Source organism: Pseudoalteromonas sp. G5_S1_14_S5 (assembly GCF_054968605.1).
Map to the genome: position 1 here is coordinate 1 of NZ_JBQKUM010000049.1, position 18,635 is coordinate 18,635.

An 18,635-nucleotide genomic window follows, 5' to 3' on the forward strand; every position below is an offset into this window, starting at 1 on the left:
CTATGTCTTGATTTCTGCAGCCTGTATTCGGCGTGACTTAGAAGTACATAAACGCTTCGCACAGTCTGAACAACTTCGTAAACAAGCGATACAATTACGTAAACAATCGAATATGTTTGAAGCACTATCTTATAAAGACGCGCTTACTGGCTGCTACAACCGACTTTACTTTCATCAGGTTATTGGACCAAGCATTAACCGCAAACAATCGATCACATTGATTATGATCGACATTGACCATTTCAAAGCGATCAACGATATCTACGGCCACCAAATGGCGATTTAGTTATTAAAGAGTTGGCCATTGGGATTCAGAAAAGACTGCCACTAGAAAGTAACTGTTTTCGATATGGTTGCGAGGAATTTCTGATACTAGTTCAAGGTAGTACTAAAGATTCAATTCAATTGGTGTCAAACATGCTTTTCAAGCTCTAGGTTCCGTCGAGCAACTCATTGATGACGCAGACCAAGCACTCTATATTTCAAAGAAAAATGGACGGAATCAAATCTTTTGGCCTGATTAGCTAGAAGCTTAATGCCATCTCATTACAGGACGAACGAAAAAGCCCTAAGCATCTATAGAGCTCGGGGCTTTATCGAAGGGTAAAAAACAATTATAAAACAATGATTTACAAAAAATCAACTGAGATATGGCGACAAGGTGGCGATAATTTCATTGCCCATCTAACCACTCTATATTTGATGTGCTCTAACATCAATTAGGATAGTTAATATGAGGCCTGATAAAAGGATTCATTTGTCTTTTGCCAGTTACAAACATTTGAAAATCATGTTCGCAAAATCGAACATTAGCAAAAAATAAATAACTAGAGATATGAAGAATTAGCATACGAAGTGCTCACCATTGATAATTAAGGTTAGATATCTAGTTGTATTTGAGCTGTGGTCAAGTTGGTACCATGGACACAAGTAATCGTTTGTGGTTTTAGGAGTTTCCACTCAGTATTTTTTTCGAGGGGTTCAGATGCAATGCTTACGTTTAAGCCTTCAGCTTTAATATAGATCGTCGGTGGCTCATTGTCACTAGAGTAGCGTACTACCCAAAATTGCTTACCATCTGACAAACAAATAGATGCCTTAAATGGTGACAGAATAGATTTGCTCTTTTTCACCATTTCGATTTCTTTAATAGTAGCGATAATCGCTACATCTGCATCGCTAAACAAACCATTCTTAACCATAAGGAGAAAAATTAGTTCACTATCAGTAGTACCCTGTCGGTAATTAAAAAGGGACTCAGGTAACAAGCGTTCAAGATGGAATCGTAACTTCTCGAATTCAGCGATCTGCCCATTATGCATAAACATCCAATTGTCTAAGACAAAAGGATGACAGTTTGAACGCGATACAACTGAACCCGTTGAGGAGCGAATATGAGCCATAAATCGATGAGAAGATATATGATGTGTTAGAGAACGAAGGTTATCATCCCCCCATGCAGGTAACACTTCTCGATATTGACCGGGAGTATCACGTTGTGTGTACCACCCCACACCGAATCCATCGGCGTTAACTCGAGTAGCCCCTTTTCGAGCCTCTTGACTCTGAATGATGAGTGAGTGAGTAGGTTCATAAATAACTTCATCCAAATAAATAGGTACTCCCTGGTAAGCTAGCCAACGACACATTAAAACCTCTCTATTAAAGTTATCATTAAATTGAACATCGTAGAGGTGCTCGGAGCCCCCACGCCTAAAACGAAACTAGTTTTCAGAGTGAAACTTTTAAGTTCGGTCAATTACAACCTTGCACATAACAAAGTTCGACTTTGCTAATTTAGCATGCAATAAATAATTACAGGTATGACAATCTTAGTTCTGAAAAGTCAGTATTGTTACATTGGATTTACGTTAAACCCTATCTAATCATCAATCAATGATAATCTTTCTACTGCTAACGGTTAAAAACTCAACGAGTGAAAATTCAGCCTGAGAAGTTCTTGCACATTTCTTTGTTCAGTCATGTACTAATTTAGCTTTACACGGTTAAGTTTTCGTATTGAAAAATGACTTAGTGAGTTGTCCAGTATTGCTGGAGCAGATCATACAAGCATCCCGCTTAAATTCTCACAACACAGAGAATTACTCTTTGTCTAAATGTAGTTGGCAGTTGATCTTCTCGAAGCCAATTAGTGTCTTAGAATATATAAGGCTAACTGTAGCGGGCAGATTTTTCTCAATAATGTGGTTGTAATATCCCCGACAAGTTATGCTTTTCCCGTCATCAGAAACCACTACTAACGCTGCCCGAGATCTTCCAATAGTCGTTGACTTTGACTCAAGTATGCCTAGCCCAGTAGTCACTCTTTTATCAAGCTCAATACTTTGATCAATCGCCGAAAGTAAGAAAGTTGTTACTACCCATAATAAGAAAGCAACTGTTGACTTCGAGTATTTTTCATACCAACGGTTTTTCTTAGGCCCATATTGTTTTAATGTACTGCTTTCAACCGGAGACTGATTTCGAGACTGTATCCTAATAAATTTCACAGTAAACATTAAATAGACAATGACTGCAGATACAAGCATTACTTCAGCAGAGTAAAGAAAATTATGGGTTACATCATAGTTAATCTCTGAAAAAACGTAGATATAAAAGACCAAACATATAGCTTCGCCTACAAACCAAAACTTCAATGTACTCTTCCTCACATTCGAATATGTATGCTTCCAAGAACCACCAGACTCAAAAGTAGATGGTATTTATAACGCCAAATTAAGTAGTGAGCAACGCAGCCTATTACCTAAAGCATTGTTCTGTAAACACTAAAGCTGATTCAAACCGAAAGTGCCAAGCACTGCGAATCTGCTTAAATTTATTGTTGTTATAAGGTTCTTGTAATGTAACTAGTTATTAACGTTCATTTCTTTTGCACGGTCATAGCAAGAACCGCATAGTAGTGTTACGCCAGCAAACGCTTCAGATTCATCATTCCAGTCACCACAATCGCTATTTACCTTGTCTTCACAAGCATTGCACCAAGAATCCGGGCGTTCATTACCAGACTCCGACTCTGCCGACCAAAACCCTCTCGGCTTTCCGTCGCGAAGACTTTCTACGACATACAGACGTAGCCTGGTGCTTTCCGTGAGTACAACACTCAACATATTGTTCTTCTTCACTCATACCTTTGAAACCTTAAACGTTATGCTTGTGGTTCTGAAACCACAACAATGTCATTTGCCCTAATGTACATCAAATGCTTGTCGTAAAAGCCGTTTCTCGCACAACCATGTTGCAACGCTTTTTTGTAGATTGAAGCCACAAATATATCGGCTACGCTAAAGTCGTTACCTACTGCAAATCCTGACTCACGACAGATCGATATACTTAACTTTTCTAAGCAACGCATAATCCAATCCCCACGAAGTCCTCGCTTTGAACTCTCATCTAACTCTGGACGCATAAACCTTAATACTGTTCTGTTTTGGGGAGAGTGAATACTGGAGTTCACATACTCACAAACTCTGCGGATGTGAGTTTTTTCATTGAGGCATTTGCCAAATAAGCTTGGATTAGGAAAGCGTTCTTCCAAATACTCAATAATTGCCATTGATTCAGAAAATACCGAGCCATCAGCACAAAGAGATGGGACATAGCCAAAAGGATTTATATCTAGGTATGTTGTCGTTAGTTCGTCAGAGCTGATCTCAATTCTATCGTAACGTATACCCTTAAAATTGAGTACCCATTCCACCCTTTCAGAACTATTCGAGCCTTTTGCGCTATAGAGCGAAACTTCCATACATCCTCCCGAAAAGCATAACGCTTATTAGACGATAAATTGTCGTCTTTCATCCTTCAATAATGCAACCTTTTTATACTGACTCAACTGATAATCAATAAGTTATGCAACATGAAGGGAAATTAGGCTGCAAGATGTCGCCTAAAACGGGAATGCTAAGTTATCAAGTTAATCGGATAAGTTTTAGTAGGTCAAACGCACGCCCCAAAAATGAGTAGAGTATTTGATCTAACAAGGTTTTGGGCATTTTTGAGTTTAGTAAGGCCAACAAAGGTGTGTGATCACCAAGCGATTCTGTCGTACCTTAATTACCAAGCGACTTTGTCATTACACTAACTACCGAGGGAAAATGTCGGGACTGATTTAGCGTACTTTTTAAAGTAATCAAATGAGCTTTAAAGGGTGCTAAGGATGTTCTATATGGATTCAAAATCACAGTTTACTGTCGATATCATTAGCAAAGTCATTGATGGCAAAATTACTATCAATAGTGCTACGCAATTACTGCAAAAATCACGAAGAACCGTTGAACGTTACTTGAGTCGCTATCGCAAGGAAGGCATTCGGTTCGTGGTTCATGGTAACACTGGTCGTGCTCCCATCAATAAAATCCCTGAGTCACTCAAGAAGGAGGTTCAAGCCCTCATTCAAACCAAGTACTACGACTTTAATCTTCAACATCTCTCGGAGCTTTTGAGCAAAAATGAAGGACTGTCGATTAAGCGTGAAACGTTGCGTTCTTGGGCTCATGACATTCACCATGTGAAGCGTTCTAAACGCCGTAGAAGTCGAGTAAGGAAGTATCGAGAGCGTATGCCGTTGCCTGGGCTTATGCTGCAAATGGATGGCAGCCCTCATCGCTGGTTTGGTGATGAGAAGTCTTGCTTGATTGCCATCATTGATGACGCTACTAGTGATATTCATGCGCAGTTCTTCCCTTCAGAGACCACCGAAGGCTGTATGAAGGTGATGCGAGCTTATATTGAAAAGCGAGGCATATTCAAAACTCTCTACGTGGATCGAGCAGGCATCTTTGGTGGGCCGAAACGCAGCAACTTCTCGCAAATGCAGCGAGCTTGTGATGAACTCGGTATCGAAATTATCTTCGCCAACTCACCTCAAGGGAAGGGACGAATCGAACGAGCCTTCGACACCTTCCAAGACCGCCTTGTCCCCGAACTGCGCCTCAATAACATCGCTGACATGGAGAGCGCAAACCGATACTTGCAAGAGGAGTTTATCCCCAAATACTGGGTGAATAATGTGATGGTTCAGGCGACTAAATCGAGCTCTGCGTTCAAGTCGTTGCCACCTGACCTAGACCTTAACAGCATCTGCGTACAGAAAGAGTATCGAACGATACGACGTGACCACACGTTTAGCTTTGATAGCAAAATGTACGTTATCGACTCGCCAGTACGTTACTCCATAGAGAACCAAAAAGTAGAAATACGATGTCAGTTCGATGGTACCTTCTCTGCTTACTTCGGTCATCGAAGATTAGACATCACTGAGTTAGTAGAGCCACGTAAATGCAACGAATACGGCAAAGAGGTACAACGTAAAATAGAGGCTCTGGAGTTGGTTGCAGAGCTTGGTAGTGTCTCTAAAGCCGCTCGTATCTTAGGTTGCTCACGCCAAACCTTATATACCTATCAGCAAATAATGGAAGAGGAAGGGCCACTTGGCCTCAAACGGATTAATAAACCACTGAAGCGCAGTAAAAACGCAACCCCAGAGAGCACCGAAGATAGGATTATCGAGTTGACGTTGCTCAACCCGCATAATACGTCGATACAAGTGATGAAACTACTCAAACAAGAAAACATTACCGTGAGTATCAGTACCATCCAGACTATCTGGAAAAGAGAAAAGCTTAATACACGAGAGATGAGGATCAAGCAATCCCAATCAATGAGTATCGATGTGTGAGGCAGTTGAACGATATGAATACTAGAATATAAAGGCATGACAGAATCGGTTGGTACTTATCCCGTCATGTTCCCTCAGTAATGACATAAGGCCAACAAAGGTGGTTCTTATCTTTAAAACGAGCTAGAACTCTACTCATTTCTATTACGCTGAAAGTACGATGTTCCTCGACCTCAACTTAAAACATTGCTCAGCATTTGAACACTTCACGATGAATGAGGTGAAGACGGGTCAGAACTCATATAAACTTGTGGCTAAAACGATCGCCATGCTCAATAACCCAATAGCACATCTATTCACGAAAAAAGACTATTTGGCCTATCGTGTGAGCTATCATCGTAACCACCCGAATGCAGCATCTCATCATCTACTCACAACATCGAACAAAAAACCTTACGTTCAATGTTTAACCGACGAATCAAGTACGATGTATGGAAATTACCGAACTCTTTAGCGGATATTTAACTCGCCAAAATTGCAGAGAAAGAACTTAGCTACTTAACAAAAGAGCAAATACCTACCGTTCTTAGTACTTTAGCTGCCGATGGCAGCCTCCCAGCCAAACAGATTCATGTTGTCGTTAAAATCTGTTTGGCTACTGGATGCCGTTTAGGAGAGGCTCTTTCACTCAAACATTCTCAAATAACAAGCTGACCTTCACTGAAACGAAAGGTAAGAAGAATCGATCCGTTACTATTTCCCCTACTCTGTATAAAGAGGTATTAAGCAACTCCGTAAGTGGTCACGCCATATTCAATGTCAATTACCAAATGGCTTGGATGAACGAACACTACCAAAACATGTACCCGCAGGACAAGCCACTCACGTTTTTCGACATACCTTTGATAGCCACTTTATGATGAATGGTGGCGATATTTTGGTGTTACAGCGTATTTTAGGTCACCAGAAAAAAGGGAAAACTATGGCTTATTCGCACTTCGCACCAGAGCACCAGAGCACTTAATACAAGCTGTTGAACTAAATCCACTAGAAAATTAGTGGCGGCAAATCTCGGTTATAGTCTGATTTAGTCGGCTTCCCTCATCTTTTATGCGTCCCCAACAACAGAAAAGCCCAATAAAATCAATCACCTACAATAACATAGCATCAATATCGATAAAACTCGGGCTTTATTTGTATTCTCAGTCGCATAATGACGCCATATCGGACAAAGCCTAATATCGAAAATCAAGAACAGACGATGTTTTTCGTTTTCTCCTCAAGGTAGAGTGGAGAAGGCCAAGAGATCACTTTCTCATTTACTTTACTTCCGCACGGCGCATTCCACACCTGTTCCAGTTCTTGTTTACCGCCAATCGCTTCATAAAACGCTATAGCTTGATGGTTTTCCGACATCACCTCTAGATAAAGCCCGGAATCAGAATAGTATTGTTGTAAGCGTTGGGACAATTCAGACAACAAACGTTTACCTAGGCCACGTCCACGATAATTACTGTCTACATGCAATGCATCAATGAACGTACCCCGTTCAAAATTATGATTGCCAAAAGCACAGACAAAACCAACCAGTAAACCGCCTTCCTCGAGCAATAGAACATGTTGGTTAAAAGGTGGATTAATCAAACGAGTCTGCCAAATAACAGATCTGTCCTCCAATACCTCATGTTCTAGGTAATCATCAGCAAGAATACCACGGTAATATAGCTTCCAGCTATCCGCATGTAATTGGGCAATCCGCTCATAATCTTTATATTCAGCTATTCTAACTTCCATTTATTAGCCCTTAGTACTTCCATCTATGACTTGCTACTACATTTCACACTACCTTTATACAATATTTAAGCAAAACATACTAATACACGTTTACACTTTCAATATTGACTTACACGTGTACGCTGATATTCTAGCGCACAGATGTAAGCTCAATGGAAAAATTGCTAATGACTAGTGCCGACAAACCATCAACAAAAAAGCCGCCGTTAATCTGGCTCAATATTTTTATATTCTCTTTTAGTATGCTGCTTGCTGTTGTTGCGGCTCCTGTTTATGGCTACTTTTTTGGCTATGGAATGGAGCACTGGGTATGGCTAGCGGTCTGTTTTAGCTTCTGTAACCTCTCTATCACGACTGGCTATCACCGCTTATGGTCACACAAAGCATTTGAAGCACATTCGAGCCTAAGATTCCTATTTGCTTTAGGTGGTGCCTTTGCCCTACAAAACAGCGCTCTTCACTGGTCTTCAGACCACCGTGTTCACCACAAGCATGTCGATAACAACGACAAAGATCCATACTCTGCAAAACGTGGTTTTTGGTACTCGCACATCGGCTGGATGATTCGCAACTACAACACGTCTATATATAAAGATCACGAGAACTGTCGTGACTTGAAGAAAGACAAGATCGTAATGTGGCAGCACAAACATTACATTCTCCTGGCGCTTATCATGAACTTTGGCGTGCCGATCGCACTAGGCCTTATCTATGGTGATGTGATTGGCATGCTGTTAATCATAGGTGCGGTTCGTTTGGTACTTAACCACCACACCACATTCTTCATAAACTCTCTTGCACACATCTGGGGTAGCCAACCATTTACCGACAAGAACACAGCACGTGATAATGGTGTACTTGCCATACTTACTTTTGGTGAAGGCTACCACAACTTCCACCATATCTTTGAGAACGACTACCGTAACGGCATTTACTGGTGGCAATATGATCCAACGAAATGGTTAATTAAAAGCGCTTCATTGATGGGTCTTGCCAGTAATCTTAAGAAAACACCACAAGCACGTATTGAAAAGGCTGAAGCTGCAATGTTATTGAAGCGCACGCAGCAGAAAATTATGCATCGTGCCGATAACATTCAGATTGCTGAAAAACTGCAGGCAGAGTTTGATTCTCTCGTCTCCAATATGAACGAGTACTACGCCGTTAAAAAGCAGCTGCTAGAAAGTAAACGTGACGATGTCGTTAAGAAATACGAGCACTCACTACTTAAAGTACGTTACCAACAGATCAAGATGAACTTTGAACAGCAAAAGAAAAATTGGGCGATGACAGTAGAGCAATACGCTTAAAGTAAAGCAGCACCTTAACACACCAATAACAACACTGTTTACTTATTATGCAAAAACCCTCATGAAAAACATGAGGGCTTTTTTAATTTACAGCTCTAATTAAACACATGAATTTAAAGCTTTTCTTCAAATCATAAACACTGGTTCCATTTGTCACATTTTTGATGCAATCCCTTGTATTACCGCAACACTTCGCGTGATCAATATCACTTACAAGTTAACCTTCATCTAATACTATGCGCGTCCAAAAACTCTTTCAAGCAACTAGCGGATCCATTTTATGAAATTGTTAAAAACATCTATCGCGTTTGCCATCTCTTCTGCGCTTTTGATTGGTTGCAGCAGCGATACCGCTTACGTGCAACCTGAAGAAGTAAAGATCGCTACTTATAACCTGTCTTTTGATCGTGCTACCTTCCAAGATCTTGTCACGGAGATGCAGATTGAACCAAGCGTTCAAGCAGTGCTCGTATCTGATTATCTGAACAACACAATTAGTACGGCTGACAAAGAGACGGCGGCAAAAGTGATTCAAATCCGCAATGTAGCAGCCGTGATTCAAAAGAATCGACCTGATGTTCTTATGATGGCTGAATTTAACAATGACGGTACTGGAACGGATAAGTCAGCACTAGAAGGCTTCCAGAAAAACTACCTTTCTGTTGCTCAAAGCATTGACGGTGCGGGCGGTGACGCGAACCTAGAGCCAATTTCATACCCTTACTTTGAAAGTTACTCTACCAACACAGGCTTATTGAATGACTTTGGCTTTGACTTAGACAACGACGGCAACCCGGGCACATTACCTGGAGATGCGTGGGGCTTTGGCTTATATCACGGCCAATACGCTTTTGCTTTGATGTCTAAATATGAAATCGACACGGCAAACACTCGCACATTCCAAGAATTTAAATGGAAAGATCTCGAAGGTGCCACTATCCCAACAATCACTGTTTGCGATGATCCTAGTAATTTCCCAACCGGTATGGTATGCGGCAATGAATGGTATTCAGCTGAAGAGTGGGAAGAAGTTCGTTTATCTTCAAAGAACCACGTTGATGCACCAATCCTAATCCCTACCAAAGATGGTACAGAAACCGTTCACTTACTGATGTCACACCCTACTCCGCCGGCTTTTGACGTAGGTAAGAACATCGAGCAAAACGCAGCAGAAGTCGAGTTCTGGCACCAATACATCCAAAACAAGTCATACATCTATGATGATTCAGGAAAAACTGGTGGACTAGAACAAGGTAAACACTTTGTTATGATGGGTGACCAAAACCTAGATCCAGTCGATGGCGACGGCATCAGCTCTGTGATGCAAAGCTTGCACAATGATTCTTTAGTTAATCAACAAGTAACGAACGGAGATTTGTACCCGACCAGTTATGGTGCGGCAGAACATGCGGTGGATAAATCATCGTCTCACCCAAAACCAAACCGAATTACATCGACATTTGGTCTTGCGGTTGATTACGTACTGCCTTCAGCAACACTCAACATTGTTGAATCCGGTGTTTACTGGGCAGCTTCGTATGAAGAAGGACGCAAGCTATTCAATGACTCACGAATTGGTAACTATGGTAACGGCAAGGACGTATCCTCTGATCACCGAATGATCTGGGTAAAGGCTGATTTCAGTAACTAATTCTTTTACTTTTAAGATGCCCGACTTATTGTCGGGCATTTTTATGGGCGTAACTCACCAATAGTCTAGTCATCACTAAAGTGATTATGGATACCAATAACCATAGTCATTTGATCCCTCGACTCTTTTTCTATGATTCATAGATACTTATATTAACGGGACCAATAGATTTATTGCCCCTGGAACTCACAATGACTGCGCTAACCATTATTGCAACAATAGTCTGTAAACAAGAGAAGGTTGAGTTTGTAAAATCAGAGATGCTCAAACTGAACGATAAAACACGTGCTGCAGAAGGCTGTATCAACTACGACCTCCATCAAGGCAATAACAACCGGGCGCACTTTGTGTTTCATGAGGATCGGGAGTCGGAAACTCTGCTCGAAAAGCATCTAGAAAGTCAGCATATCTCAGACTACGTTGCGACGACTGAGGGATGTATCGATTCATTTAGGTGTATTTAGTGAAGTCGGATTAATTCCGTTTGTAAACGCCTCGCCCCTAAATTACGATTCTCACACATCGTAAGAGTCAATGCTCTTAGCTCATCAGTGATTTTGGTATCTGGAGATGAATGAGGGCGTCTGCTCTGGCTTTCCAGACCAGCAATTCCACACTGCTTATATCGCTTAGCCCACTTGCGTAATGTTGTTCTGGAAATACCACAGCGTCGACATACGAGACCTGCGTCACCACACTTCTCATACATTTTACCCACTGTAGTCTTTGTTGGATTTCTCTGTCCATAGACACCCAATATCGTTGAAAGGATGTCTATGAATCACACAAGTAATGTGTGCTGACCTGCTAGCCTATTCTAATTCCGAACCTGAGTTGAACATCAATTAGATATCATCACTCTCTAACTAAACAATCCTTGCAGCCCCATTTCTGACGTTGAGCTTTCTCAATCAACTCAATGTCAAAAATGCACCTTTCTCATTAATTACGCAGCACAACTTGTAAATCCAAATTCTTTATAAATGAGAGTCACCATATGCAGCAAAACTACACAACGGTGATCCAAGTAATATTTTAGCGATCGATAATATTTATTTATTAACATCTAAACAACATCAGTTATTCATGATTTACAACCAGAATTAACATCGAACAAAATGTTTGTCTTAGATCATATCAACCTCAACTATGCCTCGTGCCATAGTACAGTTTTCTGTACATTCATTGTCATATTCTGAAAAGTTTCTTGTATTTTTTAAACTTTGTGGAGATTTCGATGTTAGAACTCTTGATCGGACTAGTGGTTACCATCGCTGTAGGTTACTTTATTGTAAAAGGCTATAAAGCAGCCGGGGTTTTGTTAACTGCCGGCCTTGCTCTTCTTCTCATTACTGGCCTTATTGGCCACACAGTCTTACCCGTTAAGATAGCTTCAACAGGTAACATGGTTACCGATTCATTAGAATTCGTTAAGTACATGCTTCAATACCGTGGTGGCGGTCTAGGTATGCAGATCATGCTTCTATGTGGTTTCGCGTCTTATATGACTCACATAGGCGCAAACAATGTTGTTGTTAAACAGTTTTCCAAACCACTATCTGTTATCAAATCTCCATACGCACTTCTTGTTGCTGCTTACATCGTGGCGTGTCTGATGTCTCTGGCGGTGAGCTCTGCTACTGGCCTTGGCGTGTTGTTGATGGCTACCCTATTCCCAATGATGACAGCGATGGGTATTTCTCGTCCTGCAGCGGTTGCAGTATGTGCATCTCCAGCAGCAATCATTCTTTCTCCAACATCCGGTGACGTGGTTATCGCTGCAGAAAAATCAGGGCTAGACTTAGATGTATTTGCTGTTCAAACAGTACTACCAGTGTCAATCTGCGCAATCATCGTAATGGCAGCTGCAGCTTTTTTCTGGAACAAGTACCTAGATAAGAAAGAAAACACGCAAATGGAAAAAGTTGATGTTTCTGATATTGAAACAACAGCGCCTGCTTTTTATGCGGCGCTTCCGTTCCTACCTATTATCGGTGTTTTCCTATTCAATGGCCGTACTATTCCAGGTCTTAAGTTAGACATATACACTATCGTAGTTGGCTCAATTTTCGTTGGTGCCCTTGTTGATTATGTTGTGAAGAAATTCGACGGCGAAAAGACGCTAGAAGACCTAGATTCTTGTTACCAAGGAATGGCGGATGCATTTAAAGGCGTTGTAATGCTGTTAGTTGCGGCTGGCGTATTTGCTCAAGGACTAATGTCTATCGGTGCAATTGATAACCTAATCGGTCTTGCTGAATCAGCGGGTGCTGGCGGCATCGCCCTAATGCTTATCCTCACAGGCCTAACGGTTGCTGCGGCAATTGCAACAGGTTCTGGTAACGCTCCTTTCTATGCATTCGTTGAGCTTGCGCCTTCACTGGCTGCAAAGCTGGGTCTCAACCCAGCTTTCCTTATTATCCCAATGCTTCAAGCATCAAACCTAGGTCGTACCATCTCTCCAGTATCTGGTGTAGTGGTAGCAACTTCAGGTATGGGTAAAATAAGCCCATTTGAAGTAGTAAAACGTACGTCTATACCAGTCATCTGCGGCCTTATCACAGTTATCTTAGGTACACTTGTTCTAGTACCAATGGCTGCTTAAACCGTTAATAATTATAAAGATATATAATGCCCAAACAAAAGGCGCTGAACTTAATAAGGTCAGCGCCTTTCAAATACTACTGTCTCAACATCATGAAAGTCATCGAGGGGAAATACACTGTTCGACTTGAAATAGTGTTATCTTACAGGCACAAGCCCTACTTCATTTCTCCGTAACGCTCTAGGTAAAGAACGGTTGCTGCTGTACGAGAAGGCACTTGCAACTTTTTCAGTAAGCTCTTCATATGTACCTTAACTGTCGATTCAGAAATAAAAAGATGATCAGCGATTTGTTTATTGCGGTAGCCTTTAGCCACTTCTTGCAGGGTCTGCATTTCGCGCTCAGTTAACTGGTCAAAGATATCATTACGACTCGCGGCATCACTTAAATAACGAGCAACCACGCGACTATATGTCTTGTCACCACCATGTGCTTGTTTAAGCAACTCAATAAGCTCATCAGGCTCAGTGTCTTTCAATAAGTAGCCATCAGCACCCGCTTTTACAAGAGCTTCAATATCTGCTGGGCTATCAGATACCGTTAGAATAACGATGTTAGCACTAGAACCATCAGTACGAAGCGCTTTCAATGTATCTAGACCAGACATGCCCTTCATGTTCAGATCAAGTAAGATCAAATCAAGTTCTTTTTCATGAGCAAGAGCAACCGCTTCAGTGCCATTACTTGCTTCTGCAATCACTTCGAATTCGCCTTCAAAGCTCAGTAATTGGTTTATACCTCTGCGCATCAATGGATGATCATCAACCAGCATTACTTTACAAATCGTCAACTTTAGCTTCCTTCAAACTTTTATACTTCAATATGACTGTACAGCCTTCACCTTGCGCCGCTTCAATCGTCAAGTCGCCATTCAGTCTTGCCGCACGCTCCTGCATAATGCTCATCCCGTAGTGGTTCACCTTGGAACTACTTGAGTCAAAGCCATCGCCATTATCTTTTATCACAACTAATACTTCACCGCCCTCATCAATACAGCATATATCTATCAAGTCTGCATTGGCGTGCTTTATTGCATTTATTGTTGCTTCACGAACCAATTGAAGCAAGTGAACCTGACTATGCGCATCAAGTTCTATAGATGAAAGATTGTTATTAAGTTTAACCTTTGCATCCGTTCTTGCGCTGAGCTCTTCAAGCATAGTGCTCAAAGCATCTCCAAAGTTACCCTCTTTTATCGTCAACCTAAAGGTTGTGAGCAACTCTCGTAATTGAGTATAGGCATCTGCTAAACCGTTGCCGATTTCCGACGCTATTTGTTCAGATTGCTCTCGATGTTGCTGTTCTGGCAATTTGCCAATCACGCGCTTCAACAAGGTCACTTGGATTTTCAAATACGACAGTGATTGAGCTAGCGAATCATGAAGCTCGCGGGCAATGGTTGCACGCTCTTCCATAATAATAAGCTGCTCAGCCTTCTTTTGAGCACGATTGTAGTAGATCGCTCTCGATAGTAGTTGAATGAAGCTTTCGATCAGAGCTTTAGTTGAGTGCCCGTGGTGGTAAGAACAATACAAATAGCCGAGAATGAGTTCATTATCATCGAGTTTCATTTCAAACTTTTCGTAGTCAAAATTCGAATCGTAACCTTCATCCATTATCAATGAGCGGCCTGAGTTATCGACAATCTCGAGCCTCAGAGATTCAATCCCTTCCAAACTCACGATATGCTGCAAAATAGCTCGGAAGTTTTCAGGAGCAATACGCGTAACAGTGAGCTCTTGTGACGAGTTATAAAGTGCCTGCAGCGACTGGTTAGCATTTTGCAGCTCAATCGTCTTCGCATCCACCACATCTTCAAGGTTTCGATAAAGCACGCCTAAATCTTTGGCCATCGAGTTGAATGTTTTGGTCAAAATGCCCATTTCGTTGTTACTGGTTACCCTGAGTTCTACCTCGAAATCGCTGTTTTTAATTCTTTGGCTCGCACCAACCAGAGCATGTAGCGGTTTGACAACCTGTTTACGTACAAAATGAACAACAAAAAGAGATATGACGAGAATTCCGCCTAAACCTAGGCCACCAGCCCAGGCCAGTTTAATCAATTTGTCTTCTGAAAATTCTTGCAGTTTAAAAACAAACCTGTCGATCTCAGTTACGAAATTTTCAACCAACATAAGATAGTGTTTACGGTCTTCACTATCCAGAACGCGTTTCAATTCATACCAACGGCCAATAATGAGGTAATAGTCTTCTGTGATATCCGTCGGTACATCCCAACTCACCAACCTAGTCATTGATGGCGAATAAAGTGAATTTTCAAACTCGCGGATGTGGGAACCGAAATAAATAGATTCTATTTGAATATCATGAGCCAAGCGATAACTTTGCATACGCATTGAACCGGCCACATTGACGGCTTCTGCATCGTTCAGGCTTGAAGCTAAAGTAAAGATAGCAAAACCTGTAGTAGTAACGAACAACAGCAATATCCAGAGTAAATATTTTGCTATTGTACTCGTAACTGATGAGGTTGGTCTCATGCGCAAAAGCTCCTTTCTAATGAAAATGCTCATATACACCCCTATATTGTCACATATCAAAAGCTATAGCTCTATTCAGCATTGACTCAATTGCTACTCAATTTCTTGAGCTAAAACCACACTAATTGCCAGGAATAATGAATGAATATTAATGAACGCCAAGCATGCATTAATAATATTAGAAATATTTATGGGTATTCAGTGATAGACCTATCGAAGCGTTGTCTATTTTTTCGACAAACAGTTGACTCAAGTCGTGTTCGTCTACCTTGGATTAAAAACCCAGAAAACTTTGAAACTGACTGTATTCGCTGTGGAAAATGCATCGAGAGTTGTGAGACTAAAATCATTACTATCGGTGATGGTGGGTTCCCCACTGTCGATTTCTCAATTGATGAATGTACGTTCTGCTATCAATGTGCAGGTGTTTGTCCCGAATCCATTTTAAGCCAAAGCACATATCTCTGATAAGTGCCTCGCGCAACAAAACGTTGAATACCGAAGCTGTGGAGACATGTGTGAACCTATGGCCATTCAGTTTCAACTTAGAGCAGGCGGCGTTGCTCTACCGAAAATCGAGTTAGATTAGTGTAGAGGTTGTGGAGCCTGCGTAGCAGTTTGCCCACTTTTCATCGGGTTGAGTCGCACTAAAATCTCTTTCAAGCACGTTTGGAGCAGCTGTTCCAGACTCTCCTCGGTATGAACGATACTTTTTAATTCTGACCGTCGATTTAAGGTTCAGCTGAGCCATAAGTCTTTGAACCGTTTTGTGATTAAGTACGCCCCCCTGATTTTTTTAGTTCCAAGTGAATACGGCGGTAGCCGTATCGCACCTTATGTTCATGATTAATTGACTTTATCAACCGCAGCTCACGTTCGCAGCTATTTGGGCGCTTGCTCGTTTGAGCCAGACTGAAAGTATCCCAGGGGATTGAGTTTTAATACTGCGCTAGTGTGCGTGAGAGACCATTCATTCGTCCACATTAAATTCAATGCTTTTCGTTTTGTCTGAGAAGTAGCCGCATAGTGAGTTGATAAAATGAATCAGTACCATGGATGGCAAAGACTTGAGCCCAATATCGTATCAGTCTTGAAGAAATTGAATATTGCTTTGCTAAGTAGAGAGATGACGTGCCATCTAAGTATTGCTTAACAATGATATATTTTAGCTCTCGGCTATATTTGGATGTAAAAAGACCTCCAATAATTGGTGTCCAACTATTGGAGGTCAGTTCAGTAGCTTTTTTATCACCTGTGGTTCTAATTTATTGTTGTAAAGTATCCATACGAACACTACGCGTCGTTTGGTTGGGCGCCTTTCTCAGTGACTTCTGTATCGCTCTTAGCTTTATCAACAATTGGAAGGACCTGTTTTACGTAATTACCGGGCGCCTTACCAATCACAGGATACAGATCAGAACCTTGATTGAACGGTTCAACCCTTTCACCCGCTTCAAAGCCCTGTAGCCATTGATTCCAGTGTGTCCACCAAGAACCTTCATTGTGAGTTGCATTTGATAGCCACTCATCAGCAGAATCATCCAAATTGTCGTTAAGCCAAAATCCATACTTTTGTTTGTCTGGATGGTTAACAATACCTGCGATATGTCCAGACTCGCCGAGCACAAACGTCTTGTTACCACCCGTGTTCAGTGCGCCGCGGTAAGTCCCCTGCCAAAGTGCAATGTGGTCTTCCTTAGTAGAGATGAAGTAACTAGGTATTTTTATCTTATTCAGGTCAATCCAAACACCGCCCACTTTCACGCCTTTGTCTTGCACCAGTTTGTTTTCAAGGTACAGCTCTCGTAGCAGGAATTTGTGACACTTAGCAGCTACATTGGTGCTATCACTATTCCAATAGAGCAGGTCGAACTCCATTGGACTGCTGCCTTTTAGGTAATTATCAATGTAGTAGTTCCAGTACAAGCTGTTTTCACGTAGCAAACTGAACGTCACACTCAACGACCTACCATCCATAAAGCCTTTAGCATCGTTCTGTTTTTCTATGGCGTTGATGATCGTTTCATTGATATAGGCGCCCACCTCTCCCGGCTGAGAGAAATCTAATAAAGTCGTAAAGAAGGTAGCGGTTTTAATGCGTTTCTTCATACGCTTAGCGGCATAGTAAGCGACCGTTGAAGCGAGTACAGTGCCGCCAATACAGTAACCTGCCGCATTGATTTGCTCTTTACCCGTGATGTCTTCAATTGCAGTCGCTGCTTTCACGACACCTTCAGTCACATAGTCACCAAACTCTAAGTCTTTCTGCGCTTCACCAGGATTGCGCCAAGAAATCATGAACACACTGTGCCCTTGTTCAAGCAACCAGCGAACCATCGAGTTCTTCTTACGAAGATCGAGAATGTAATACTTATTGATAAACGGCGGTACGATCAGCAATGGCGTAGCATTGACTTGAGGCGTTTTCGGGTAGTATTGAATCAATTCAAACAATTCATTTTGAAAAACAACGTCCCCTTCCGTATTGGCAACATCTACTCCCAAGCGGAAAGCATTATTGTTAGTCATGCGAATCTTGAGGATATCAGCGCTTGCTTCAACATCTGCCTGTAATTGCTCAAGCCCATCGATCAGGTTTTCACCATTTCGCTCGAGCGTCAGTTTCATCAGCTCTGGGTTTGTCGCAATAAAGTTGCTTGGAGATAGCGCGTTGATCGCTTGACGTGAGAAGAACGCAACACGCTCTTTGGTTTTCTCATCAATACCATCAATAGAGTTTATGGTGTCGATATAGCTTTTGCTAAACAACAGATAGGATTGCTTGATAAAACTATAAAATGGGTCGTTTTTCCACGCTTCATCAATAAAGCGTTTATCACTGCGATCTTCAGTAATGACACTCTCTGTGTTACCCATCAATGCAGCATTTTGCCAGATCTTAAGTTGTTGCTCCCACCATTGGGATTGTAATTGAAGTAGTACAGCGGGTTGGTTAGCGGCTTGCTCAAAGATTTTCGATGCATCATCAAAATTCAATTCTTGCATCGCTTGGTTTAAGGGAGATTGCGCGGCTTCCTTGTTTTGTTCAAAGTTGTCCCACCATTGCTGGTTTGTTTGTTGAAGTTTAACAAGGTAGTCCGAAAAGAAGTGTTGAAACATAACATGACTCCAATAA

General features: G+C 41.6%; 16 protein-coding genes and 2 pseudogenes. 8 read left to right on the forward strand and 10 right to left on the reverse strand.

Annotated elements, in window-relative coordinates; translation table 11 throughout:
- The coding region (locus ACTRWI_RS14915) for a GGDEF domain-containing protein (protein WP_499132464.1) at positions 1-286 on the forward strand (286 nt) is incomplete at its 5' end.
- 592 nt (positions 287-878) lie between these two features.
- On the opposite strand, the gene ACTRWI_RS14920 is transcribed toward ACTRWI_RS14915, so the two are convergent.
- The 4 genes from ACTRWI_RS14920 to ACTRWI_RS14935 form a co-directional block, all read right to left on the reverse strand.
- Positions 879-1,610, reverse strand: a complete 732-nt coding sequence (locus ACTRWI_RS14920; RefSeq protein WP_499132466.1) for a class II glutamine amidotransferase — start codon at positions 1,608-1,610, stop codon at positions 879-881.
- Positions 1,611-2,102: 492 nt separating this feature from the next.
- On the reverse strand, positions 2,103-2,657 hold the full coding sequence (locus tag ACTRWI_RS14925; protein ID WP_499132468.1) for a hypothetical protein: 555 nt from the start codon (positions 2,655-2,657) through the stop codon (positions 2,103-2,105).
- A 210-nt stretch (positions 2,658-2,867) separates the two neighbouring features.
- Positions 2,868-3,128 (reverse strand): hypothetical protein, encoded by a 261-nt coding sequence (locus ACTRWI_RS14930; RefSeq protein ID WP_499132469.1) that lies wholly within the window; start codon positions 3,126-3,128, stop codon positions 2,868-2,870.
- A gap of 38 nt (positions 3,129-3,166) precedes the next feature.
- Complete coding sequence (locus ACTRWI_RS14935; protein ID WP_499132470.1) at positions 3,167-3,766, reverse strand: glutathione S-transferase family protein; 600 nt, start codon at positions 3,764-3,766, stop codon at positions 3,167-3,169.
- Positions 3,767-4,177: 411 nt separating this feature from the next.
- Here ACTRWI_RS14935 and ACTRWI_RS14940 point away from each other — a divergent pair, with 411 nt between their 5' ends.
- Positions 4,178-5,698 carry an ISNCY family transposase gene (locus ACTRWI_RS14940; protein ID WP_499132471.1) on the forward strand — a complete coding sequence of 507 codons (1,521 nt, stop codon included), beginning with the start codon at positions 4,178-4,180 and terminating at the stop codon, positions 5,696-5,698.
- 775 nt (positions 5,699-6,473) lie between these two features.
- The gene (locus tag ACTRWI_RS14945) at positions 6,474-6,662 is read left to right on the forward strand and encodes a tyrosine-type recombinase/integrase (protein ID WP_499132472.1); all 189 of its coding nucleotides are present in this window, start codon (positions 6,474-6,476) and stop codon (positions 6,660-6,662) included.
- A 224-nt stretch (positions 6,663-6,886) separates the two neighbouring features.
- Here ACTRWI_RS14945 and ACTRWI_RS14950 read toward each other — a convergent pair whose 3' ends face one another.
- Positions 6,887-7,432: a GNAT family N-acetyltransferase gene (locus ACTRWI_RS14950; RefSeq protein ID WP_499132473.1), complete on the reverse strand. Its 546-nt coding sequence runs from the start codon at positions 7,430-7,432 to the stop codon at positions 6,887-6,889.
- A gap of 152 nt (positions 7,433-7,584) precedes the next feature.
- Here ACTRWI_RS14950 and ACTRWI_RS14955 point away from each other — a divergent pair, with 152 nt between their 5' ends.
- The 3 genes from ACTRWI_RS14955 to ACTRWI_RS14965 all read left to right on the forward strand — a co-directional run bounded on the left by ACTRWI_RS14955 (position 7,585) and on the right by ACTRWI_RS14965 (position 10,857).
- Positions 7,585-8,742, forward strand: a complete 1,158-nt coding sequence (locus tag ACTRWI_RS14955) for an acyl-CoA desaturase (RefSeq protein WP_499132475.1) — start codon at positions 7,585-7,587, stop codon at positions 8,740-8,742.
- A gap of 280 nt (positions 8,743-9,022) precedes the next feature.
- Entirely contained in the window at positions 9,023-10,393 is a 1,371-nt protein-coding gene (locus tag ACTRWI_RS14960; RefSeq protein ID WP_499132476.1) for an endonuclease/exonuclease/phosphatase family protein, read from the forward strand.
- A 191-nt stretch (positions 10,394-10,584) separates the two neighbouring features.
- Complete coding sequence (locus tag ACTRWI_RS14965; protein ID WP_499132478.1) at positions 10,585-10,857, forward strand: putative quinol monooxygenase; 273 nt, start codon at positions 10,585-10,587, stop codon at positions 10,855-10,857.
- Here the strand turns inward: ACTRWI_RS14965 and ACTRWI_RS14970 are convergent.
- Positions 10,857-11,140 (reverse strand): annotated as a pseudogene (locus ACTRWI_RS14970) (helix-turn-helix domain-containing protein); the annotation flags it as partial. The gene ACTRWI_RS14965 and the pseudogene ACTRWI_RS14970 sit on opposite strands and share 1 nt — an antisense overlap.
- A 490-nt stretch (positions 11,141-11,630) precedes the next feature.
- On the opposite strand from ACTRWI_RS14970, the gene dcuC reads away from it, so the two are divergent.
- Positions 11,631-12,998 carry an anaerobic C4-dicarboxylate transporter DcuC gene (gene dcuC / locus ACTRWI_RS14975; protein WP_499132480.1) on the forward strand — a complete coding sequence of 456 codons (1,368 nt, stop codon included), beginning with the start codon at positions 11,631-11,633 and terminating at the stop codon, positions 12,996-12,998.
- A gap of 157 nt (positions 12,999-13,155) precedes the next feature.
- Here the strand turns inward: dcuC and ACTRWI_RS14980 are convergent, their stop codons facing one another.
- Both ACTRWI_RS14980 and narQ read right to left on the reverse strand, forming a co-directional pair.
- Positions 13,156-13,770 carry a response regulator gene (locus ACTRWI_RS14980; RefSeq protein WP_499132513.1) on the reverse strand — a complete coding sequence of 205 codons (615 nt, stop codon included), beginning with the start codon at positions 13,768-13,770 and terminating at the stop codon, positions 13,156-13,158.
- A 4-nt stretch (positions 13,771-13,774) separates the two neighbouring features.
- Positions 13,775-15,559, reverse strand: a complete 1,785-nt coding sequence (gene narQ / locus ACTRWI_RS14985; RefSeq protein ID WP_499132481.1) for a nitrate/nitrite two-component system sensor histidine kinase NarQ — start codon at positions 15,557-15,559, stop codon at positions 13,775-13,777.
- Positions 15,560-15,640: 81 nt separating this feature from the next.
- Between narQ and ACTRWI_RS14990 the strand changes: the two genes are divergently transcribed.
- A complete protein-coding gene (locus tag ACTRWI_RS14990; protein ID WP_499132483.1) occupies positions 15,641-15,967 on the forward strand; it encodes a 4Fe-4S dicluster domain-containing protein in 327 nt (108 codons plus the stop codon).
- Positions 15,968-16,121: 154 nt separating this feature from the next.
- Here ACTRWI_RS14990 and ACTRWI_RS14995 read toward each other — a convergent pair.
- Positions 16,122-16,359: pseudogene (locus ACTRWI_RS14995) on the reverse strand (IS3 family transposase); the annotation flags it as partial.
- A 433-nt stretch (positions 16,360-16,792) separates the two neighbouring features.
- Positions 16,793-18,619, reverse strand: coding sequence for a class I poly(R)-hydroxyalkanoic acid synthase (phaC, locus tag ACTRWI_RS15000; RefSeq protein WP_499132484.1), 1,827 nt, complete (start codon positions 18,617-18,619; stop codon positions 16,793-16,795).
- Positions 18,620-18,635: the final 16 nt, after the last annotated feature.